This window comes from uncultured Phycicoccus sp., from assembly GCF_947495705.1.
Lineage (GTDB): Bacteria > Actinomycetota > Actinomycetes > Actinomycetales > Dermatophilaceae > Phycicoccus.
On the sequence record NZ_CANLZR010000005.1, the window covers coordinates 51,126 to 72,544 of the forward strand.

The window sequence follows — 21,419 nt, forward strand, 5'->3', positions numbered from 1 at the left end:
GTCGAGCGGGATCAGGGCTCCGACGGTCGGCTCCCGTACCGCTGGTCGTAGGCGCGGCGGACGCGGTCGCGGTCCGCCTCCGGCACGTCCGCTTCTTCGTTCATCGCCCGGACCAGGTCAGCCTGCCTCCGGAGAGCGTCGACGGCGTCGCGCCGGTCCAGGCCGTGGAGCGACTGCTCGACCTGGTCCAGCACCGCGAGCAGATAGATGAGCACCGTCGGCTGCTCCGCGGAGGCGATCCGCACCTCGTCGAAGGCGAGGTCCACGAGCCGGGCGTGGGTGGTGGCGTGCGGAACCAGCAGGACCTGACCCTCCCGGCCGCGCAGCGTCCGGGCGGGTGGCCGGCGGCGGAGCAGGTCAGCCAGGACGCTGCCGAGGTGCGAGACCGCGTCGTGCGCCGTCGTCGGGTCGTTGATGCCGGGCGACATGGCCTTGAGCGCCACATCGGCGAGCTGCCGCACCCCGTACGCGACATCCTGCTGCAGCGTGCGGGTCTCACCCACGATCACCGCGGCTCTGACCGCGCGCTCGACCGCGGCGGCGTCCTCGGGGGGCGGGAAGACATGACAGATCGGCGTCTCCTGCACGGCGTACTGCCCGGCGAAGGTGTCCAAGCGCGTCCGCGACCCGGACGGCAGGCCGGCCAGGAGTGCGTCGTAGTCGACGTTCTGCACCCACCCGTGGGCGGAGAAGCGGACCGCGGCGGCGCCCTGGGGCAGGTTCGCCGTCGCCTCGCCTGCCGCCTCCTCGGGGGCCTCCGGCTCCGGTTCCGGCCAGGCGTCGTCGGCCTGGCTCAGCACCTCGTCGGTGACGCGGCGCAGGATCTGCGAGACGTCCATGGAGTGCGCCGCGTGGTTGATGAAGGCGACGATCGAGAGGATCGAGGCGATGCCGAGCACGACGGTGAGCAGGATCGAGACGCTGGGGACGATGGCCTCGCCGCTGCCCTCCAACGGGCTGCGCACCGCGCGCAGGACGACGAGGCAGTAGGTGAAGGTGCCGATGACCAGCCCCATCACGCGCTTGTTGAACGGGTCCCGGAACATGCCGTGCACGACGCGGGGCGAGTACTGGCTCGACGCGAGCGAGATGAGCAGCAGACTGACCGAGAACGCGATCCCGGCGAACGTCAGCGTGGCACCGGCCACCGTCGTGAGAACCGTGCGGGCACTGTCGACCGTGGCGGTCAGGCGAGGGTGGATGCCGGTGACCTGGGAGTCGACCAGGAGCATCGCCTCCCCGAGGACGATGCCGCCCACGACGAACATCATCGGAACGAAGAAGAGACTGCTCCGCAACCGGTCACTGACGGCGGTCAGTCGGGAGAGCATCAGGCTCCTCCTGCCCCTGTCGTGCCGAGGTCCGGTCGATCCGCGAGCTCAGGGCCGCCATCCTGCCACGCCCTCGGCAACGATCGGCGCGGGTCGGCTGTCGGCGCCGCCCGCGGGCAGACTGCCAGGATGCAGACGTTCCTCCCCTACGCCGACTTCGAGCGGTCGGCGCGCGCGCTCGACCGCAAGCGCCTGGGCAAGCAGCGGGTGGAGACGATCCAGGTGATCCGGGCGCTGACCTGGCCGGGCTACGGATGGGCGAACCACCCCGCGGCCCTCATGTGGCGCGGCTTCGAGGAGGCGCTCGGGCGCTACGGGGTCACGTGCTGCGAGGTCTGGACAGAGCTGGGCTTCGGAGACACCTGCGCCCTGACGATGACGACCGACCTGCGGGCGGCCGGGGTCGACCGGCTGCGCACCCAGTCCGAGCTGGCCGCCGCGAACGCACTACCCGACTGGCTCGGCGACGACGCGCTGCATCGGAGCCATCGGTCGGCGCTGGTGCGCAAGGACCCCGAGCACTATCGACCGTTGTTCCCCGACGTCGCGGACGACCTGCCCTACGTGTGGCCCGTGCGGTCACCGGCCGTGCTGGCGGCCGAACGGCGCAAGGCCGAGGCCGCCGCTCGCCGCCAGCAGCGAGCCGAGGAGCGTGCGCGGCTGGAGGCGCAGCGGGAGCACCGCCGACGCAGCCGCGCAGCCACGAAGGCGTGGCAGACGCGCCGACGCAACGCCGCCCAGGAGAGCGCCGGCACCGAGCCGGGGCAGAAGGACTCCTCGCGGAGGGCCGAACGGCCCTGAACGGCGCCCGCCTGCCCGGGCCAGTCTTGAATCACACACGGGCAGACGGTTGGCACTCGAGCAGCCGGTCCCCGGAACCGTCGTGAAGGGCAGGGTCTGATCGTCATGCACCCAGCGACCGAGACGCAGGTGAGACGCGAGACACGGGTGACACCGAGCTCGCGGACACGTCGCAGCAGCCGCGAGTGGTTCTTGGCCGGGGTTCTGTTCACCCTCGCCACCGGCGTCGCCACGATGGCGCTGCTCGGCCCACTGGCCCTGGGGTGGGTCGACTACCACGTCGTCGATGACGTCGAGAACCAGGTGGTCGGCGGGGATCTCGCCGCCGTGGCCCTGGTCGCGCCGACCTGCGCCCTCGCCGGGGCGCTCGTCCTCCGCGGCCACCGTGCCGGCCCGGTGCTGGCGCTGGCACCGACGGCGTTCGTGATGTACCTCTACACCCAGCTCGCCATCGGCGGTGAGTTCGCGGCCGTGTCCGGCAACAGCGAGCGCGCCTTCCCGCTGATGCTCGCCCTGTTCTGGCTCGCCGGCGCCGGGTTCGTCCTCGCGTGGCGAGCAGTGGATGCGGCAGCGCTGCCGGAGCCCCGCGACGCGCTGCGTCGGTCGATCGGCGGCGCGCTCCTCCTGGTCGCGGTGTTCCTCACCGTCGGACTCCACCTCCGCGGCGTGGTCGACGTCCTCGACGGCGCCCCGAACGGCGTGGAGTACACCCAGGGACCGACCGTGTTCTGGGTCGTGAAGTGGATGGACCTCGGCCTCGTCGTCCCGCTGACGCTGGTCACCGCAGTAGGGGTCCTTCGGCGTGCCGCGTGGTCACGGCTGCTCGTCTACGCCGTCGTCGGCTGGGCGGCGCTGCTGGGGACCGCGGTGGCGGCCATGGCACTGGTGATGGTGACCAACGACGATCCCGCCGCGAGTCCACTGCTGGCCGGCGGGTTCGTCGGCTTCGCCGTGGTGTTCCTGGCTCTGGCCGGCTGGCTGTTCCGCCTGCTCCGCGATCAGACGTGGCCGGCAGGTGCCGGCGGCCACCCTCCGAGGTGACCTTCGACCCTTACCCCCCTCGCGCCGTGCGTGGAGGCTGGAGGTGCACCACCTGTGGCGACGTCGAGGAGCCCACATGCACGTCCGGGCGGACCACCCAACAGCTGCTCTCTCCAGGACGGGAGGTCGCTGGCTGGTTGCGGTGTTACCCGCGACCGCAGCCGGGATCCTGGCGGGCTGGCTGATCCCACGCGGCCCGGTCACGACCGTGGAGGCGGTGGGCGCCGTGATCGCGGCGATCCTGGTAGGAGCCGCCACAGGGTGGTGGACCAGGTCCCCCTGGGCGATGGTGCTCGCGCCGGTGACGTTCATGCTCGTCTTCGAGCTGGCCCGGATGCGGGTGGATGGCCCGACCGTCGACGGCATCCGGCTCGACGGTCTCTACGGGGTGATGGCGCTGGTCGCCGGCCGGGGGGTCGACGCCGTGCTCATCCTGCTGCCGATGATGGTGGGCGCGAGCCACGGAGCCGCCCTGGCCCGCCGCCGTCGTGGGCCCGGTCAGGTCGAGCCGCGCCCACACCTCGTCAGGCGCACCGGACTGGGGATCGCCACCGTGGCCGTGCTGGCGCTGCTGGCCGGTCTGCTGCGTCCCGCCTCGACCACCCCCGTCGTGGATGCCGACGGCGATCCGATCCCCGGGAGCATCGCCGAGCTCGTCGATGTGCCGATCGGCGGGCACGACCAGTCGATCATGCTCCGCGGGGTCTCGGCCGACATGCCGGTGCTCTTGTACCTCGAGGGTGGACCGGGCGGGACCGGCATCGGCCGGATCCGGAACTCCGGGGAGAACCTGGAGCAGTCGTTCGTCGTGGCCACCTGGGACCAGCGCGGCACCGGGAAGTCGTACGACGCCCTGGAGCCGGCCGTCACGTTGACCCTGGACCAGATGGTGCAGGACACCATCGCGGTCACGGCCTACCTGCGTGAGCGCTTCGACGAGGACAAGATCTACCTGGTCGGCAGCTCCTGGGGCACCGTCATCGGCACCCTCGCGGTGCAGCGCTCCCCCGAGCTCTTCCACGCCTACGTCGGCACCGGCCAGATGGTCGATCCGTTCGCCACCGACAGGCTGATGTATGCCGAGTCCATCGCCGACGCCGACGCACGAGGCGACACCGGCACCGCCGACACGCTCAGGGCGATGGGGCCACCGCCCTACGACGACACCCTGGACTACCCGGTCGCGATCGCGTCGAACCCGAGGTGGATGAACTTCGACCACGGAGCCGACTACCACGCCGACTCGGAGTACCCGATGAGCCTGTTCGTCTCCGAGTACGCCCTCATCGAGCAGCTGCGCGGGATGGCCGCGATCGCCGAGACGTACGCCGTGCTCTACCCGCAGCTGTCCGAGATCGACTTCCGCAGCCAGGTGACACGACTCGACGTCCCGGTCTACCTCGTCCAAGGACGCCACGAGGCTGCCGGCCGCGGGACCTTGGCCGACGAGTGGTTCGAGCTCCTGTCCGCCCCGCGCAAGGAGTACGTCTCCTTCGACCGTTCCGGCCACACCCCGCCCTACGACGAGCCGGGCCGGTTCGCCGACCTGATGTCCGGCGTGCGTGCCGCGACCGAGGGCGAACCGTGATGAGCCTCGTGCGTGAGCTGACGGCCAGGACTCCCCCACCTCACCGGGCCGCCAGGACGGTTGCACCTCTCGAGCTTCATCGACAACACCCAGGAAGGTGATCATCATGCGACCGGCACGCATCGCTGCGCTCATCGTGGGGTGCCTCCTCGCACCTCTCGCGTTCGCGCTCTTCCTCGGGGGAGGTGCTCTCGGCCTGGGATATCTCACCCAGCGCGACGCCGACGGCTATGTCACCACTGACACCAGGCCCCTTGGCACCGGCACTGCCGCCGTCACCGCGGAGAACGTCACGCTGATCTCAGACGGCGACGCCCCTCGCTGGCTGCTGCGCGTGCTCGACAGCGATCTGCGGGTGACGGTCACAGGACCGGAGTCAGCAGCCGTGTTCGTCGGCTTGGCGTCCACCGCGGACGTCGCCGCCTATCTCGACGGCGTCGCCCACGACCGCGTCGTCGAGCTCGGCCCCGACGCGACCCCGGTCTACGAACGGGTCGCGGGTGACGCCACGGCCGCGCCTCCCCTCGAGCAGTCCTTCTGGGTGGCGCAGGCGAGCGGGCCAGGAGAACAGCAGCTCGAGTGGCAGCCTCGGGCCGGCAGCTGGGCGCTGGTCGTCATGAACCCGGACGGCCGCACACCGGTGAGCGCCGATGCCAGCGTGGCGGTCGCATCTGGCGCCATCGCTCCCTTGCTCACCAGCATGGTGGTCGCCGGCATCCTGCTGACGATCTCCGCGGTCTGGCTGGTCCTCTGGGGAGCCACCGGTGCCGGCTCCCTTCCGCCCGCAGATGCCTCCGCGTCGGCATCTGCCACGGGGCAGGCCACGGCACCGGCCACCGCCGGCCGCTACCCCCTGACCCTCAACGCGCGTCTCGACCCCGACCTCTCCCGGTGGCTCTGGCTGGTCAAGTGGTTCCTCGCGATCCCCCACTTCGTCCTGCTGGCGTTCCTCTGGATGGCGTTCCTGCTGCTGACCGCCGTCGCCGGGGTCGCCATCCTCTTCACCGGACGCTATCCGCGGGGGATCTTCACCTTCAACGTCGGAGTGTTGCGGTGGTCCTGGCGCGTCGCGCACTACGCCACGACCGGAGGGATCGGCACCGACCGCTATCCGCCCTTCACCCTCGAGCCGATGCCGAACGACCCGGCCACCCTCGACGTCGTCTACCCCGAACGGCTCTCCAGGAGCCTGGTGCTGGTCAAGTGGTGGCTGCTGGCGATCCCGCACTACCTGATCGTGGCACTGCTGGTGGGCTCGGTGCGGTGGACCCGGCTCGGAGACAACCCGCTCAATGTCGACGCCACCGGCGGCGCAGGGATCCTCGGTCTGCTGGTCCTGGTCGCCGGCGTCGTGCTGCTCGTCACGGCGCGGTACCCGCACGCGCTGTTCGACCTGATCGTCGGGCTGAACCGCTGGGTCTACCGGGTGATCGCCTACGCCGCCCTCATGACCGACGAGTACCCACCCTTCCGGCTCGATCAAGGCGGGACCGAGCCGCCACCGAGCCTGTCTCCTTCCCCGACCCAGGGCGCGTCGTTGGTCGAGCGAGCGAGGTGAGGCGGTGAACACAGGCAGCGCCGTCCACCTCTTCTGGATCCCACTCGGCGCCGGAGGGCACGTGGTCCGCTGGAACGGCCGGATCTACGAAGCCATCGCGGCCAGGGCGGCCCACCGGCCCCCGCGCGACATCTACCATGCAGCGCTCACCGTCGGCCTCGACGGCATCACCACGAGCATCGAGATGGGCCCGGTCTGGAACGTCCCGGACGCGGACCGTGGGGTCGTCGGCACAGGACCGGTCGGCTCACCGCTGCTCGGTCGCGTCCGGATGTTCCGGTACGAGATCCGCTGCTGGCCGGGCGGACGCATCCCGGACCTCGACGACGCCGTCGAGTCGTCGCAGGTGAGCGCGGACCCAGCGCGTGCCACCCGAGTGCTGGAACTCACCCGCGAGGTCCCCCTGGCCACGTGGGGTCGGGACGAACACCGAGCGGGCGAGATGTGGAACTCCAACTCCATGATCTCGTGGCTCCTCTCGCGCAGCGGACACGACCTCTCCCGGGTGCACCCACCGGCCCGCGGACGAGCCCCGGGCTGGGACGCCGGCCTGGTCGTCGCCGCCAGAGCCACATCAGCCGGTCAACGGGAAAGGGAGACGTCATGAAGGTGACCGAAGCACTGAGCACGACGAGGGACACCCTCACCGTCAAGCGGGTGTTCGCCGAGCCCTACGAGCGGGACGGCATCACCCTCATCGCAGCCGCAGCCGTGCTCGGTGGTGCTGGCGGGGGCCATGGCACGGACCCGAAGGGTCAGGAGGGCGAGGGCGGCGGCTATGCCGTCCACGCTCGACCCGTCGGCGCCTACATCCTCGAGAACGGGCGGGTCGCCTGGAGGCCGGCACTCGATCTGAACAGGCTTCTGACGCTCCTCGGCGTGGTGGCCCTCGCGTTCGTCCTGCGTCGGCCACGCTCAGGAGGCAGCGTGCGCCGAGCCTCTGCCGACGCGAGCTCGGATTCGTAGGCCTCGAAGTCGTTCACGCCCAGTCCCGACCATGCTGAGGATCCCCGTCAAGACCGGAACTGCCTCTGACCCGCGTTTCTGCAGGTCAGAGGCAGTTCTTCGGTCGGGCTGACAGGATTTGAACCTGCGACCCCTTGACCCCCAGTCAAGTGCGCTACCAAGCTGCGCCACAGCCCGTGGCTCGCTCCCGGAGGAGCGGTGGAAACCATATCCCACGCCCTCGGGCCGGACCCAATCGCCCGGACCCCGACGGCGGCTGGCCTCAGCGGCGGGCGCTGCGCTTCTCCCGGACCCGCACCGAGATCTCGATCGGGGTGCCCTCGAAGCCGAACTCCTCACGCAGCCGGCGCTCGATGAAGCGCCGGTACCCGGCCTCGATGAACCCCGACGCGAAGAGGACGAACCGGGGCGGTCGGGTGCCCGCCTGGGTGGCGAAGAGGATGCGGGGCTGCTTGCCGCCGCGCACCGGGTGCGGGTGGCCCGCGACGACCTCGCCGAGGAACGCGTTGAGCCGGCCGGTGGAGATCCGGCTCTCCCAGGACTCCAGCGCCCGGTCGATCGCCGGCACGAGCCGCTCGAGGTGGCGCCCGGTGCGGGCCGACACGTTGACCCGCGGGGCCCACGGCACCTGGACCAGGTCGCGCTCGATCTCGCGCTCGAGGAAGTGCCGCCGCTCCTCGTCGGTGAGGTCCCACTTGTTGTAGGCGATGACGAGGGCGCGCCCGGCGTCGATGACCTGCTGGATGACCCGGACGTCCTGCTCGGCGATCCGGTCGCTCGCGTCGACGAGGACGACCGCGACCTCGGCCTTCTCGAGGGCCGTCTGGGTGCGCAGCGAGGCGTAGAAGTCGGCGCCACGGGTCTGGTGGACCCGGCGGCGGATGCCCGCGGTGTCGACGAAGCGCCACGTGCGCCCGCCGAGCTCGACGACCTCGTCGACGGGGTCGCGGGTGGTGCCCGCGACGTCGTCGACGACGACCCGGTCGGTGCCCGTGAGCTTGTTGAGCATCGAGGACTTGCCGACGTTCGGCCGGCCCAGCAGGGCGACCCGTCGCGGCCCGCCCGGCTGGTACTCCGAGACCTGCGAGACCTCCGGCAGCACCTCGAGCAGCGCGTCGAGGACGTCGCCGCTGCCGCGCCCGTGCAGGGCGGACACGGGCCACGGCTGACCGAGGCCGAGGTTCCACAGCGCCGCCGCGTCGGCCTCGGTGCGCTGGTCGTCGACCTTGTTCGCCACGAGGATGACGGGCTTGCCCGACCTCCGCAGCATCTTGACGACGGCCTCGTCGTCGTCGGTCGCGCCGACGGTGGCGTCGACGACGAACATGACGGCGTCGGCGAGCTCGACGGCGATCTCGGCCTGCTCGGCCACCCGCAGGTGGATGCCGGTGGCGTCGACCTCCCAGCCGCCGGTGTCGACGACGGTGAAGCGGTGACCCGTCCACTCGGCGTCGTAGGCGACCCGGTCACGGGTGACCCCCGGCACGTCCTCGACGACGGCCTCGCGGCGGCCGAGGACCCGGTTGACGAAGGTGGACTTGCCGACGTTGGGGCGCCCGACGATGGCGACGACCGGGACCGGGCCGCGCGGCTGTCCGTCGTCGTCGAGCAGGCCCTCGGAGTCGAGCAGCGAACGGTCCTCGTCGCTGAGCTCGAAGTCGTCGAGACCGGCCCGCAGGGCTCGCTCGACCGCGGCGGGGTCCTGGGTCTGGGTCGGGTCGTCGGTGCTCACCGGGCCATCCTCCCGCACCGGGGCCCACTCCCCCGAATCGCTCAGTGGGCGGCGTCGTCCGCGGTGGCGCCCGCGACGACGTCGAGCACCGCCTCGATGCTGCCCTCCAGGGACAGGTCGGAGGTGTCGACGACGACGACGCCCTCGGCCGCGTCGGTGAAGTCCGAGACCGTGGAGTCGTCGCGGTCGCGCCGGAGCACCTGGTCACGGGTCGCCTCGACGGCTGCGGCGTCGGCGGTGCCGTGCAGCTCGGTGGAGCGGCGCCGCAGCCGCGCCTCCTCGGAGGCCGTCAGCAGGATGCGCACCCGGGCGTCCGGGGCGACCACCGTCGTGATGTCGCGCCCTTCGGCCACGACTCCCCCGGTCTCGGCCGCGATCCGCGTCACCTCCTCGCGCTGCAGCTGCTGCAGGATGCCGCGGACCTCCTGGTTCGTCGCGACCGTGGACACCGCCGTGCTGACCTCGGAGGTGCGGATCGCCGCGGTCACGTCGGTCCCGCCCACGACGACCACCGGATGCGCCGGGTCGGTGCCGAGCTCGAGCGGCATGGTGCGAGCGGCGGCGGCGACCTCGGCCCGGTCCTCGAGGTCGACGCCCTGGTCGACGCACCACCAGGTGAGCGCCCGGTACATCGCACCGGTGTCGAGGTACCCGATGCCGAGACGCTGCGCGGCGGCGCGCGCGACGCTGCTCTTCCCGGATCCGGAGGGGCCGTCGATGGCGATCGTGAGGGCGGCGGTCATGGCCGAGAAGCCTAGTGGCGGTCTCAGCCGTGGATGCGCCACCCCCGGGTGGCGAGGGCGTCGGCGAGCCCGGCCGCGGCGGCGGGGACGACGTCGACCTCGGCGAGCCCGAAGTCCTGGCCGAGCCCGTGGTCGAGGTGGAACTCCTCGATGTTCGTCCCGATCTCCCCGATGTCCGCGAAGAGCCGCCCCAGCTGCCCGGGCTCGTCGGGAACGAGGACGCGCACGGTCTCGTAGATGGTCGGTGCCGCACCGTGCTTGCCCGGGATCCGGGCGTGCCCGGCGTTGCCCGCGGCGATCGTCGTGGCCAGGGTGCCGCGGGCACCCGGGGCGTCCGCGCCCGCCTCCAGCGCCGCGAGGGCGTCGACGACGGCGCCGAGGTCGGCCGCCAGCCCGTCGAGGACCTCCCGGACGGCGCCCGCGTTGCCCGCGAGGATCTGGGTCCAGAGGTGGGGGTCGCTCTCGGCGATGCGGGTGACGTCGCGCAGGCCCTGGCCGGCCAGCGCGACGGCGGCCTCGTCGAGCGCCTCGAGGCGGGCCGCGACGAGGCTCGCGGCGAGCTGGGGCACGTGCGAGACGGCGGCCACGGCCCGGTCGTGCTCCGCCGGCGGCAGGCGGCGCACCGCGGCGCCGGCGGCGCGGGCGACGTCGCTGACCAGGGCCGTCACCTCGGGCAGCGTCTCGGGGGTCGGAGTGACGACCCACGCGCGGCCGTCGAACAGGTCATGGCGCCCGGACACCGCCCCGGAGCGCTCGCGCCCCGCCATCGGGTGCGACCCGCAGTACCGCGCCAGCTCGGCCCCCGAGGCGCGCACCGCGGCGAGCACGGAGCCCTTGACCGACGCGACGTCGGTGACCGCCGCCCCGGGGAAGCGCGCCAGGGCCGCGACGACGCAGCCGGCGGTGACGTCCGGCGGTGCGGCGACGACGACGAGGTCGGGCTCGAGCACCTCGTCGGGGCCGGGCAGTCGCCCCGCCCCGAGGTCCCGGGCCAGGGCGGCGTGGGTCGGGACGGCGTCCTCGAGGGTCACCTCGTCGCCGTGCCGCGTCAGGGCGAGCCCGAGGCTCGTCCCGATGAGGCCCGTGCCGACCAGGTGGACCCGCATCAGAGGCCCGCGGCCTTGTAGAGCGCCGCGACCTCCGCCGACGACAGCGCCCGCCACTTGCCGGGCTTGGTCTCACCGAGCCGGACCGGCCCGACCTCGGTGCGCACGAGCGAGATGACCGGGTGCCCGACCTCCGCGAGCAGCCGCCGGACGATGTGCTTGCGCCCCTCGTGCAGGACGACCTCGACGATGGCCTTGCCCGGCTGGGAGTCGACGATCTTGAACGAGTCGACGACGACGGGTCCGTCCTCGAGCTCGACACCCTCGCGGAGCCGGCGGCCGAGGTCGCGCGGCACCGGGCCGGGGATCTGCGCGAGGTAGGTCTTCAGCACCCCGTACCGCGGGTGCTGGAGCCGGTGCGCGAGGTCGCCGTCGTTGGTGAGCAGCAGCAGGCCCTCGGTGTCGGCGTCCAGCCGGCCCACGTGGAAGAGCCGCTCCTTGCGCGCGCCGAGGTAGTCGCCGATGTCGACCCGCCCGAGGTCGTCGCTCATCGACGTCACGACGTTGAGCGGCTTGTTGAACGCGAGGTACACCCGCGACTCGTCGAGCTGGACGCGCTCGCCGTCGACGTGAACGACCTGCGTAGGCCGGATCCGGACGCCGAGCTCGGTGACGACCTGGCCGTCGACCTGCACCCGGCCCTGGGTGATGAGGTCCTCGCACACCCGCCGCGAGCCGACGCCGGCAGCGGCGAGCAGCTTCTGCAGCCGGACGCCGTCGGGGTCGTGCACGTCGGTGCCGGGCCGGACGGGCTCGCGCTTGGTCTGGGTCGGCTGGCTGGGACGGGTCGTCCCGGTACCCCGGGCCCGCTGCTGCGGCCCGGCGGTGGGTCGTCCACGGCCTGCTGCTGGGCGCTTGGGGCCCTTGCCCCGCGCACCTCGGTCCTTCGGCGGTGTCATCCGCGGCCTCCTTCGGCGATCTCGTCGAGCACGTCGACCTCGGGCAGGTACGGCGCGAGGGCGGGCAGCTCGTCGATGCCCTGGAGCCCCAGCCGTTCGAGGAAGTAGGACGTCGTTCCGTACAGGATGGCAGTGGACTCCTCGTCGTGGCCGACCTCCTCGATGAGCCCCCGGCTCAGGAGGGTCCGGATGACGCCGTCGACGTTGACGCCACGGACCGCGGCGACCCGCGAGCGGGACACCGGCTGCCGGTAGGCGATGACGGCGAGGGTCTCGAGCGAGGCCTGGGTGAGTCGGGCCTGCTGGCCGTCGAGGACGAACCGCTCGACGACCGGGGCGTACTCGTGCCGGCTGTACATCCGCCAGCCGCCGCCGACCTGGCGCAGGGTGAAGCCGCGGCGCTGCTCCTCGTACCCGGCCTCGAGGTCGGCGAGGGCGGCCTCGACGTCCTGCACCGGCTGCTCCAGCGCGGACGCCAGCGACGCCGTCGTGACCGGCTCGTCGACGACCATGAGCACGGCCTCCACGGCCCCGTGGATCCCGCCGGGGAAGTCGGCGACGTCGAACGCGAGCTGCTCCTCGGGCAAGGGGGGCTCGGGCGGGGCGAGCTCGGGGGGCTCACTCATCGGGGGTCTCCTCGGGGGTGGGCTGGGGGGCGGCGTCCTGCGGCTCGTCGAACTCGTCGGTGACCTCGATGTCACCCTCCTCGGGCCCGGTCCACCGGACGGTGAGCTCGCCGAGCGCCTCGGCCTGCTCGAAGCCGATGGCCGACTCCCGGAACAGCTCGAGCAGGGCCAGGAACCGCGCGACGACGACGAGGGTGCTGTCGGCGTCCGCCACGAGGGTACGGAACGACGCGACCCGCTCGCGCCGGAGCCGGGCCCCGATGATCGTCGCCTGCTCGCGCACGCTGACCGCGGGGGCGTGCAGGTGGCCGAGCCCGACGGTGGGCGGGATCTTCGGGGTGAGGGCCGAGGCCGCGATCATCGCGAGCTGCTCGGGCGAGACGGTCATGACGAGCTCGGGCAGCAGCGCGGCCAGGTGCGGCTCCAGGGCGACCGACCGCGGATGGCGGCGGCCGGCCGTGGCCATCCGCTCCGCGAAGGTGTGGGCGATGTCCTTGAAGGCCCGGTACTGCAGCAGCCGGGCGAAGAGGATGTCGCGGGCCTCGATGAGCGCGAGGTCGTCCTCGTCCTCGGGGCCGCTCTGCGGCAGGAGCCGCGCGGCCTTGAGGTCGAGCAGCGTCGAGGCGACGACGAGGAACTCCGTGGCCTGCGACAGGTCCCACTCGCCGCTGGCGTCGCGGGCCGTGCGGATGTGCGCGATGAACTCGTCGGTGACCGTGGCCAGGGCGATCTCGGTGATGTCGAGCTTGTGCTTGCTGATGAGCCCGAGGAGCAGGTCGAAGGGACCGGAGAAGACGTCGAGGTGCACCTCGAACGGGGTGGCCGCGGCCCGCCGGGTGATGACCCCGCCGGGGACGGCGGTCTCCTGCCGGGCCCCGGGGGGCGTGGTCACCGGCTCAGGCCGCCCCGCCGCGCGCGATGAGCTCGCGAGCGAGCTGGCGGTAGGCGTCGGCCCCCTTGTGGCGTGACTCGTACGTCGTGATCGGCTCGGCGGCCAGGCTCGCGTCGGGGAACTTCACGGTGCGCGAGATGACGGTGTGGAAGACCCGGTCGTCGAAGTGCTCGACGACGCTCGCGACGACCTCGCGCGAGTGCAGCGTGCGGCCGTCGTACATCGTCGCGAGGATGCCGTCGACGACGAGGCGCGGGTTGAGCCGGTCGGTGATCTTCTCGATGGTCTCGACGAGCAGGGCCACCCCGCGCATGGCGAAGAACTCGCACTCGAGCGGGATGATGACGCCGTGCGCGGCCGTGAGGGCGTTGATGGTGAGCAGGCCGAGGGAGGGCTGGCAGTCGACGAGGATGACGTCGTAGTCGTCCATGACCGGGCGCAGGACGCGGGCGAGGATCTGCTCGCGGGCGACCTCCCCGACGAGCTGGACCTCGGCCGCGGACAGGTCGATGTTGGCGGGAAGGACGTCGAGGCCCTCGACCCTCGTGTGCTGGATGACGTCGCGCACGTCGTGCCCGCGCTCGACGAGCAGGGTGTAGACGGTGACGTCGAGCTCGTGGGTGGGGATGCCGAGCCCGACGGACAGGGCCCCCTGGGGGTCGAAGTCGACGAGCAGCACCCGGCGACCGATCTCGGCCAGCGCCGCCCCGAGGTTGATCGTGGTCGTCGTCTTGCCGACGCCGCCCTTCTGGTTGCACATCGCGATGATGCGCGCGGGCCCGTGGCTCGTCAGAGGCGCGGGGTCCGGAAAGTCTGGGAGGGGTCGGCCGGTGGGCCCGACCTGCCCGTCGATGCGGATACTGAACGCCGCCTCGGTCTCGCCCAACTCGTCTCTCCCCGGTGCCAGTGCTGCCACGGTCAGCCTCCCGCTGATCGGGCTCGACCCTATCAGCGGTGGGGGCCCACTCCGGGGATCACCGGGCCCGGGGGTGGGACTGCGCGTACACCTCACGAAGCTGCTGCACCGTGACGCGGGTGTAGATCTGGGTCGTCGTCACCGAGGCGTGCCCCAGGAGCTCCTGGACGACCCGGACGTCGGCACCCCCCTCGAGCAGGTGGGTGGCGAAGGAGTGGCGCAGCGTGTGCGGCGACAGATGGCCCTGCAGCCCGGCCCGTTCGGCGCTCTCGCGCAACGCCGCCCAGGCGCTCTGCCGCGACATCCGCGCCCCCCGGACGCCGAGGAAGACCGCCGGCGTGCCCCTCCCCCGGCGGGCCAGCTGCGGCCGGGCCCGGACCGTCCAGGCCTCCAGGGCCCGGGACGCGTAGGACCCGAGCGGGACGATGCGCTCCTTGCCGCCCTTGCCCCGCAGGCGCACGACCCCCTCGTCGGTGTCGAGGTCGTCGACGTCGAGCCCGACGGCCTCGGAGATCCGGGCTCCCGTGCCGTACAGGACCTCGAGCAGGGCGCGGTCGCGCAGGGATGTCGGGGTGTCGCCCAGCGACGCGGCCTCCAGGAGCCGTTCGACCTCGTCGACGGAGATCGCCTTCGGCAGCCGGTCCGGGGTGCGCGGCGGGGCGACGTCCCGGGACGGGTCGGCGTCCAGGACGCCCTCGAGGGCGAGGAAGCGGTGCAGCCCGCGGACCGCGACGAGGGTACGGGCCGCGGACGAGGCCGCGAGCGGGCCGTGGGTGTCGTCGCCCTCCCGGAGCCGGGCGAGGAACTCGGCGACGTGAGCGGGGGTGACGTCCTCGGGCCGGTCGACCGCCTGGGTGGCGAGGAACCCGGTCCACCGGGCGAGGTCCCGGCGGTACGCCGCCAGGGTGTTCGGCGACATGCCCCGTTCGACGTCGAGATGGGTGAGCCAGGCGTCGGCGGCCCGCCCCACGGGGGTGGGAGGGGCCGCCGGCCGGGGAGCCTGCTCGGTCAGGACAGGACCTCGTCGAGGCCGACCGAGTCCATCCCGAAGGCCTCGGCGACCGCGGCGTAGGTGACCTGCCCGCCCTGGGTGTTCAGGCCCAGCGCGAGGGCCGGGTCGTCCTGCATGGCGTCCTTCCAGCCCTTCTCGGCCAGCTTCGTCGCGTAGGCGAGCGTCGCGTTGGTCAGCGCCCAGGTCGAGGTGTGCGGGACCGCGCCGGGCATGTTGGCGACGCAGTAGTAGATCGAGTCGTGGACCTCGAAGATCGGGTCGGCGTGCGTCGTCGGCCGGGAGTGCTCGAAGCAGCCGCCCTGGTCGATCGCGACGTCGACGAGCACCGAGCCCGGCTTCATCTCGGCGACCATGTCGTCGGTGACCAGCTTGGGCGCCTTGGCGCCCGGGATGAGGACGGTGCCGATGACGAGGTCCGCCTGCAGCACCTGCTCACGCACCGACATCGCCGACGAGGCGATCTGGGCGACCCGGTTGTCGTAGCGCCAGAAGCTCATCCGGAGCTTGTCGAGGTCGGTGTCGAGCAGGGTGACGTCGGCTCCCATCCCGAGGGCGATGTTCGCGGCGTTCTGCCCCGCCACACCGGCGCCGAGGACGACGACCTTGGCGTTGGCGACGCCGCCGATCCCGCCCATGAGGACGCCGCGCCCGCCCTGCGCCTTCATCATCGAGTGGGCGCCCACCTGGGGGGCGAGGCAGCCCGCCACCTCGGACATCGGGTAGAGCAGCGGCAGGAGCCCGGACGGCAGCTGCACCGTCTCGTAGGCGATCGAGGTGACCTTCTTGGCCACGAGCTCCTCGGTGAGCGGCTGGTCGGCCGCGAGGTGGAGGTAGGTGAAGAGGGTGAGGTCCTCACGGAGGCGGTGATACTCCTCGGCGACCGGCTCCTTGACCTTCATCACCATGTCGGCCTCGCCCCACACGTCGTCGGCCGAGTCGAGGATGCGGGCACCCTGCGAGACGTACTCGTCGTCGGTGATGGAGGACCCGAGCCCGGCGCCCTGCTGCACGAACACCTCGTGCCCGCGACGGGTGAGCTCGTTGACACCAACGGGGGTGATGCCGACCCGGAACTCGTTGTTCTTGACCTCGGTGGGGATTCCGACCTTCACAGATATCTGCCTGTCTCGTGTCGAGATCCGGGGCGTCGTTGCCTCGGAGCCGCCTCCTGGAGGAGGGCGATGGAAGTCTAGTGGCGGGCGACCCGCGCCCCTACCCCCCAGGAGGTCACCGTGAGGCTCTACAGCGACATCACCGGTCGTCGGCTCGCTCAGGTGGCCGCCGACCTCGGGGTCGTGCTGTGGGTGTGGCTGTGGGTCCGGATCGCGATGCGCGTCCACGAGACCACGCTGCTGCTGGCCGAACCCGGCCGGCGTCTCGAGGAGGCGGGGGCCGGGTTCCGGGGGCGGATGACCGACGCCGGCGACTCGGTCAGCGGCCTGCCGCTCCTCGAGGACCGCATCGCGGCCCCGTTCCGGTCCGCGGCCGGTGTCGGTGCGGACTTCGAGACAGCCGGCCAGGACCTCGTGACGGCCGTCGAGCGCTTCGCCCTCGTCCTCGGCCTCACGACGGGGCTGGCGCCGATTCTCCTCGTCGCCGGGACGTGGCTGCTGCTGCGCCTGCGCTTCGTCCGGCGAGCGAGCGCGGCCCAGCGGTTCATCGACGCCGACCCCGACCTCGACCTGTTCGCGCTGCGGGCGATGGCGAACCAGCCGATGCCGCGGCTCGCCGCGATCAGCGAGGACCCCGCCGGGGCGTGGCGGCGCGGCGACCGCGACGTCGTCCGGGCCCTGGCCGTCCTCGAGCTCAAGGAGGCGGGCCTACGCCCCCCGCCCCCGGGGGTCAGCCCTGCGACGTGAGCAGGGTGGGGCGGAGGTCTGCGGCCGGGCAGTCCCAGGTCGTCGCGTCGGCGTCGGCCTGCTCGCCCGAGCGGATGTCCTTGACCTGGTCCTGGCCGCTCTCGCCCGCGCCGGGGAACCAGACGTAGGGGATCCCGCGACGGTCCGCGTACCGGATCTGCTTGCCGAACTTCGCGGCGGTCGGGGCCACCTCGCATGGCACCCCGCGGGACCGTAGCGCCGCCGCCACCGCGTCGGAGCGTGTCCGGGACTCCTCGTCGACGACGGCGACGAGGACGGCGGCCGGGGTGGACCGGCTCGCGGTGAGTCCGCGCTTGGTGACGAGCAGGTGCACGAGCCGGGTCAGCCCGATGGAGATGCCGACGCCGGGGTAGGTCGTGCGCCCGTCGGAGGCGAGGGAGTCGTAGCGGCCGCCGGAGCACACCGAGCCCCAGTCCTCGGAACCGACGAGCTGGGTCTCGTACACCGTGCCGGTGTAGTAGTCGAGGCCGCGGGCGATCCGCAGGTCGGCGACGAGCGTGCCGGGCGCTCGCTGCATCCCGACGGTGATGACGGCGGCCAGCGCCTCGAGCCCGGCGTCGAGCGTCGGGTGCGACACCCCGAGGGCGCGGACCTCGTCGACGAAGGACAGGTCGCTGCTGCGGATGTCGGCCAGGGCCAGGGCGAGCCGCGCCTGCTCCGGCGTCGCTCCCGCCTCGACGAGCAGGGCGGCGACCTTCTCGGGGCCGATCTTGTCGAGCTTGTCGACGATGCGCAGCGTGCCGGCCACGTCGGTGAGGCCGATGCCGAGGTAGAAGCCCTCGGGCACCTGGCGGTTGTTCACCTGGATGCGGAACTCCCCGACGGGCAGGCGACGGAAGGCCTCGGCGATGACGAGCGGCATCTCGGCCTCGAGGTGCGGGGCGAGCTCGCCGACGTCGACGACGTCGATGTCGGCCTGGGTGAACTCACGGAACCTGCCCTCCTGCGGGCGCTCACCACGCCAGACCTTCTGGATCTGGTAGCGGCGGAACGGGAACTGGAGCCGGCCCGCGTGCTCGAGGACGTAGCGGGCGAACGGCACGGTGAGGTCGAAGTGGAGGCCGAGCGCGGCATCCCGGCCGCTGTCGTCCCCGGCCAGCCGGCTGACGCCGTAGATCTCCTTCTCGGCGTCCCCGCCCTTGCCGAGGAGGCGCTCCACCGGCTCGACGGCTCGGGTCTCCAGCGGCGCGAACCCGTGCAGCTCGAAGACCTCGCGGATCGTGTCGAGGAAGTGCAGCTCGGCGAGCCGCTCGGCGGGCAGGAGCTCGGGGAAGCCCGAGATGGGGGTCACCTTGTCGGCGGGAGGTCTCACGCACCCAATCCTTGCAGGTACGGGTTGGTCGCCCGCTCCCGGCGCATCGTCGTGGCGGGGCCGTGGCCGGTGAGCACGAGCGTGGAGTCGGGCAGCGGCAGCACGACGTCCCGCAGCGACGCCCGCATCGCCACGTCGTCGCCACCGGCGAGGTCGGTGCGCCCGATCGAGCCGGCGAACAGGACGTCCCCGGACACGACGGTCCGGTCCAAGCCCTCCTCGTCGGGCAGGCCGGCCGGCACGACGTCGAGGGTGAACATCACCGAGCCCTCGGTGTGCCCGGGGGCGTGCAGGACCTCCAGGGACAGCCCGGCGAGCTCCAGGTGCTGCCGGTCGGCGAGGTCGACGAGGTGCTCGGGCTCGCTCCACGTGGCCGCCCGCCCGAACTGCGCCTCGAGCATGGCGAGCATCGCGGGGTCGACGCTCCCCAGCGGGTCCGCCATCCGGTACCGGTCGTCGGTGTGGATGTACGCCGCGGTGTCGCCCCCGCACACCGGGGTGACGGAGTACACGTGGTCGAGGTGCCCGTGGGTGAGCAGGACGGCGGCGGGCCGCAGCCGGTGCTCGCTCAGCACGGTGGCCAGGGTGTCCTCGACCCCGATGCCGGGGTCGACGACGAGGCACTCCTCCCCCGGCCCTGGGGCGAGGACGTAGCAGTTGGTCCCGAAGGCGGCAGCGGGGAAGGCGACGGCGAGCACCCGGCGAGCCTAACGAGCGCGATGCCTACACTGGGCCCGGCCGGACCGACGACGAAGGACCTCGGGGTGACGAAACAGCAGGAACGGGCCCGCGCGCGGCGCCGATGGGAGAAGCGCCAGGCGGCGCTCGCCCGCAAGGAGGAGCAGCGCGCCCGGGTGCGCCGGGTCGGCGCCGTCGTCGGCGTCGTGGCGCTCGTCGTCGGGCTCCTGGCCGTCCTCGGCGTCACCCTCGGCAACCTCGGCACCGACGAGGCAGCCCCCGCGGCCACCCCGTCGCCGGGCGGCACCACGCTCGCCGGCTGCGAGCAGCCGCCGCAGCCGCTCGGCACCGGTGCCGAGCTCGAGCTGCCGGACGCGTCGGCCGCCGAGGGCAAGACCTTCGAGGCGACGCTCACGACGAACTGCGGCGACATCGTCCTGGCCCTGGACGGCACCAAGGCCCCGCAGGCCGTCGCCGCGTTCACCGAGCTGGCGCGCACGAACTACTACCAGGACTCCCCCTGCCACCGCCTGACGACCACCGACGCGCTCAAGGTCCTCCAGTGCGGTGACCCCACCGGCACCGGCCAGGGGAACCCCGGCTTCGGCTACGGCGTCGAGAACGCCCCCGCGGACGGGACCTACCCCCGCGGCACGGTCGCGATGGCTCGGACCTCCGATCCCGAGGAGGGCACCGGGGCCCAGTTCTTCCTCGTCTACGGCGACTCGACCCTGCCCGACCCCGACGGGTACACCGTGGTCGGCACGGTGACCTCCGGGTTGGATATCGTCGACCGGGTCGCCGCTCAAGGCGTCGCGCCGAACGCGGCAAGTCCGCAGGACGGCGCGCCCGCCGCACCGATCAGCATCCTCCGGGTTGCTGTCACCGAGGAGAAGTCCTGACCGTGTCCGAGGACCAGCCCACACCCCGTCCCCCCATCCCCTCGCCCGCCGCTCTCGCCGGACGGGTGGCCCCCCGGCCCCCGGCCGCCGCGGCGCCCGAGTCGCACTCGGAGTCGGCTCGCTTCGGCCGCGTCGACGAACAGGGGCACGTCTTCGTCACCGTCGGCGACGAGGAGCGCGAGGTCGGCGCGTACCCGGGCGCCACGCCCGAGGAGGCGCTGCAGTACTTCGCCCGCAAGTACGACGAGCTCGCGGCGTCCGCCGACCTCCTCGAGACCCGGCTGGCCAGCCCCGAGGTCTCCGCCAAGGAGGTGGCCGACGGTCTGAAGACGCTCAAGGAGCACATCGAGCAGGCCAACGTCGTCGGGGACATCCCCGCGCTGCTCGCCACGGTCGAGCGGGTCGAGGCCGGGCTCGGCGCCAAGCGGGCCACCGAGACCGCTCAGCGTCAGGCGGCGCGTGCTGCGGCGGCCGCCGAGCGCGAGGCCATCGTCGCCGAGGCCGAGGCGATCGCCGACCAGCCCCCGGGCAGCACCCAGTGGAAGCAGAGCGGCGACCGGATGCGCGCCCTGCTCGAGGACTGGAAGCGGCACCAGCGCACCGCCGCGAAGCTCGACAAGCCCACCGAGTCGGCGCTCTGGCACCGCTTCAGCCACGCGCGCAACACCTTCGACAAGGCGCGCCGGGTGTGGTTCGCCGAGCTCGAGACGACCCGCGCCGACGCCAAGCACGACAAGCAGCAGCTCGTGGCCGAGGCGGAGGCCCTGTCCAGGTCCACCGACTGGGGCCCCACCGCGCGGGCCTACAAGCAGCTCATGGACCGGTGGCGCGCCGCCGGGCGGGCGTCCCGCTCGGACGACGATGCGCTGTGGGAGCGGTTCCGCGCCGCCCAGGACGCGTTCTTCACCGCGAAGGACGAGGCCGCTGCCGCCGAGGACGAGGCCTTCCGGGGCAACCTCGCGGTCAAGGAGGAGCTCCTCGTCGAGGCCGAGGCGATCCTGCCGATCACCGATCTCGAGGCGGCCAAGGCCGCGCTGCGCTCGGTCCAGGACCGCTGGGAGGCGGCGGGCAAGGTCCCGCGCGCCGACCTCGAGCGGGTCGAGAAGCGGATGCGCCGGGTCGAGAACGCGGTCCGCGAGGCCGAGGACGCCAAGTGGAAGACCTCGAACCCCGAGGTCGCTGCCCGGGCCCGCTCGATGGTCGACCAGCTCGAGGCCTCCGTGACCGCCACCGAGGCCGAGGTCGCCAAGGCCGAGGCCGCCGGCAACGAGAAGAAGGCGTCGGCGGCGCGCGACCGGCTCGCGGCTCAGCAGCAGTGGCTCGAGCAGGCCCGAGCGGGCCTCGACGAGTTCGGCGGCTGACGCCGGGTCTCACTGGTGCGCCGGCCCGGCCCCTCCCCGGGCCGGGTGCGCTTTCTCGGGTCACCCGAGAAACCC

Annotated in this window: 21 protein-coding genes and 1 tRNA gene; 9 read left to right on the plus strand and 13 right to left on the minus strand. The window is 72.7% G+C overall.

Annotation, left to right across the window (positions count from 1 at the left end):
* Nucleotides 1-11: 11 nt before the first annotated feature.
* Entirely contained in the window at nucleotides 12-1,331 is a 1,320-nt protein-coding gene (locus Q0963_RS08870; protein ID WP_299445065.1) for a DUF2254 domain-containing protein, read from the minus strand.
* Nucleotides 1,332-1,460: 129 nt separating this feature from the next.
* Here Q0963_RS08870 and Q0963_RS08875 point away from each other — a divergent pair, with 129 nt between their 5' ends.
* The 6 genes from Q0963_RS08875 (at nucleotide 1,461) to Q0963_RS08900 (ending at nucleotide 7,285) form a co-directional block, all read left to right on the plus strand.
* On the plus strand, nucleotides 1,461-2,132 hold the full coding sequence (locus tag Q0963_RS08875; RefSeq protein WP_299445066.1) for an MSMEG_6728 family protein: 672 nt from the start codon (nucleotides 1,461-1,463) through the stop codon (nucleotides 2,130-2,132).
* Nucleotides 2,133-2,261: 129 nt separating this feature from the next.
* Nucleotides 2,262-3,173, plus strand: coding sequence for a hypothetical protein (locus Q0963_RS08880; protein WP_299445067.1), 912 nt, complete (start codon nucleotides 2,262-2,264; stop codon nucleotides 3,171-3,173).
* Between the two features lie 217 nt (nucleotides 3,174-3,390).
* Nucleotides 3,391-4,761, plus strand: a complete 1,371-nt coding sequence (locus Q0963_RS08885) for an alpha/beta fold hydrolase (protein WP_299445068.1) — start codon at nucleotides 3,391-3,393, stop codon at nucleotides 4,759-4,761.
* A 106-nt stretch (nucleotides 4,762-4,867) separates the two neighbouring features.
* Nucleotides 4,868-6,319, plus strand: a complete 1,452-nt coding sequence (locus tag Q0963_RS08890) for a DUF4389 domain-containing protein (RefSeq protein ID WP_299445069.1) — start codon at nucleotides 4,868-4,870, stop codon at nucleotides 6,317-6,319.
* Nucleotides 6,320-6,323: 4 nt separating this feature from the next.
* The gene (locus tag Q0963_RS08895) at nucleotides 6,324-6,926 is read left to right on the plus strand and encodes a hypothetical protein (RefSeq protein ID WP_299445070.1); all 603 of its coding nucleotides are present in this window, start codon (nucleotides 6,324-6,326) and stop codon (nucleotides 6,924-6,926) included.
* Nucleotides 6,923-7,285, plus strand: a complete 363-nt coding sequence (locus Q0963_RS08900; protein ID WP_299445071.1) for a hypothetical protein — start codon at nucleotides 6,923-6,925, stop codon at nucleotides 7,283-7,285. Before Q0963_RS08895 ends, Q0963_RS08900 begins: the two co-directional genes overlap by 4 nt.
* 103 nt (nucleotides 7,286-7,388) lie before the next feature.
* On the opposite strand, the gene Q0963_RS08905 is transcribed toward Q0963_RS08900, so the two are convergent.
* The 10 genes from Q0963_RS08905 to ald all read right to left on the minus strand — a co-directional run bounded on the left by Q0963_RS08905 (nucleotide 7,389) and on the right by ald (nucleotide 16,323).
* Nucleotides 7,389-7,462, minus strand: a tRNA-Pro gene (locus tag Q0963_RS08905).
* Nucleotides 7,463-7,547: 85 nt separating this feature from the next.
* Entirely contained in the window at nucleotides 7,548-9,017 is a 1,470-nt protein-coding gene (gene der / locus Q0963_RS08910; RefSeq protein WP_299445072.1) for a ribosome biogenesis GTPase Der, read from the minus strand.
* Between the two features lie 41 nt (nucleotides 9,018-9,058).
* Nucleotides 9,059-9,760 carry a (d)CMP kinase gene (gene cmk / locus Q0963_RS08915; RefSeq protein ID WP_299445073.1) on the minus strand — a complete coding sequence of 234 codons (702 nt, stop codon included), beginning with the start codon at nucleotides 9,758-9,760 and terminating at the stop codon, nucleotides 9,059-9,061.
* A 23-nt stretch (nucleotides 9,761-9,783) separates the two neighbouring features.
* Complete coding sequence (locus Q0963_RS08920; RefSeq protein ID WP_299445074.1) at nucleotides 9,784-10,866, minus strand: prephenate dehydrogenase; 1,083 nt, start codon at nucleotides 10,864-10,866, stop codon at nucleotides 9,784-9,786.
* Nucleotides 10,866-11,765, minus strand: a complete 900-nt coding sequence (locus Q0963_RS08925) for a pseudouridine synthase (protein ID WP_299445075.1) — start codon at nucleotides 11,763-11,765, stop codon at nucleotides 10,866-10,868. Before Q0963_RS08925 ends, Q0963_RS08920 begins: the two co-directional genes overlap by 1 nt.
* A complete protein-coding gene (gene scpB, locus Q0963_RS08930) occupies nucleotides 11,762-12,391 on the minus strand; it encodes an SMC-Scp complex subunit ScpB (RefSeq protein ID WP_299445076.1) in 630 nt (209 codons plus the stop codon). Before scpB ends, Q0963_RS08925 begins: the two co-directional genes overlap by 4 nt.
* Nucleotides 12,384-13,283: a ScpA family protein gene (locus Q0963_RS08935; RefSeq protein ID WP_299445077.1), complete on the minus strand. Its 900-nt coding sequence runs from the start codon at nucleotides 13,281-13,283 to the stop codon at nucleotides 12,384-12,386. The genes scpB and Q0963_RS08935 overlap by 8 nt, the downstream gene beginning before the upstream one ends.
* 4 nt (nucleotides 13,284-13,287) lie before the next feature.
* Nucleotides 13,288-14,142: a ParA family protein gene (locus Q0963_RS08940; RefSeq protein ID WP_299445258.1), complete on the minus strand. Its 855-nt coding sequence runs from the start codon at nucleotides 14,140-14,142 to the stop codon at nucleotides 13,288-13,290.
* A 115-nt stretch (nucleotides 14,143-14,257) separates the two neighbouring features.
* On the minus strand, nucleotides 14,258-15,118 hold the full coding sequence (gene xerD, locus Q0963_RS08945; RefSeq protein WP_299445260.1) for a site-specific tyrosine recombinase XerD: 861 nt from the start codon (nucleotides 15,116-15,118) through the stop codon (nucleotides 14,258-14,260).
* Between the two features lie 89 nt (nucleotides 15,119-15,207).
* The gene (gene ald / locus Q0963_RS08950; RefSeq protein ID WP_299445078.1) at nucleotides 15,208-16,323 is read right to left on the minus strand and encodes an alanine dehydrogenase; all 1,116 of its coding nucleotides are present in this window, start codon (nucleotides 16,321-16,323) and stop codon (nucleotides 15,208-15,210) included.
* A 120-nt stretch (nucleotides 16,324-16,443) separates the two neighbouring features.
* Here ald and Q0963_RS08955 point away from each other — a divergent pair, with 120 nt between their 5' ends.
* Entirely contained in the window at nucleotides 16,444-17,070 is a 627-nt protein-coding gene (locus Q0963_RS08955; protein ID WP_299445079.1) for a hypothetical protein, read from the plus strand.
* Here the strand turns inward: Q0963_RS08955 and hisS are convergent.
* Nucleotides 17,054-18,403 (minus strand): histidine--tRNA ligase, encoded by a 1,350-nt coding sequence (gene hisS, locus Q0963_RS08960; protein WP_299445080.1) that lies wholly within the window; start codon nucleotides 18,401-18,403, stop codon nucleotides 17,054-17,056. The genes Q0963_RS08955 and hisS overlap by 17 nt on opposite strands.
* Complete coding sequence (locus Q0963_RS08965) at nucleotides 18,400-19,101, minus strand: MBL fold metallo-hydrolase (protein ID WP_299445081.1); 702 nt, start codon at nucleotides 19,099-19,101, stop codon at nucleotides 18,400-18,402. Before Q0963_RS08965 ends, hisS begins: the two co-directional genes overlap by 4 nt.
* Before the next feature lie 66 nt (nucleotides 19,102-19,167).
* Between Q0963_RS08965 and Q0963_RS08970 the strand changes: the two genes are divergently transcribed.
* Nucleotides 19,168-19,983 (plus strand): peptidylprolyl isomerase, encoded by an 816-nt coding sequence (locus Q0963_RS08970; RefSeq protein ID WP_299445082.1) that lies wholly within the window; start codon nucleotides 19,168-19,170, stop codon nucleotides 19,981-19,983.
* A 2-nt stretch (nucleotides 19,984-19,985) separates the two neighbouring features.
* Nucleotides 19,986-21,344 (plus strand): DUF349 domain-containing protein, encoded by a 1,359-nt coding sequence (locus tag Q0963_RS08975; RefSeq protein WP_299445083.1) that lies wholly within the window; start codon nucleotides 19,986-19,988, stop codon nucleotides 21,342-21,344.
* Nucleotides 21,345-21,419 lie beyond the last annotated feature (75 nt).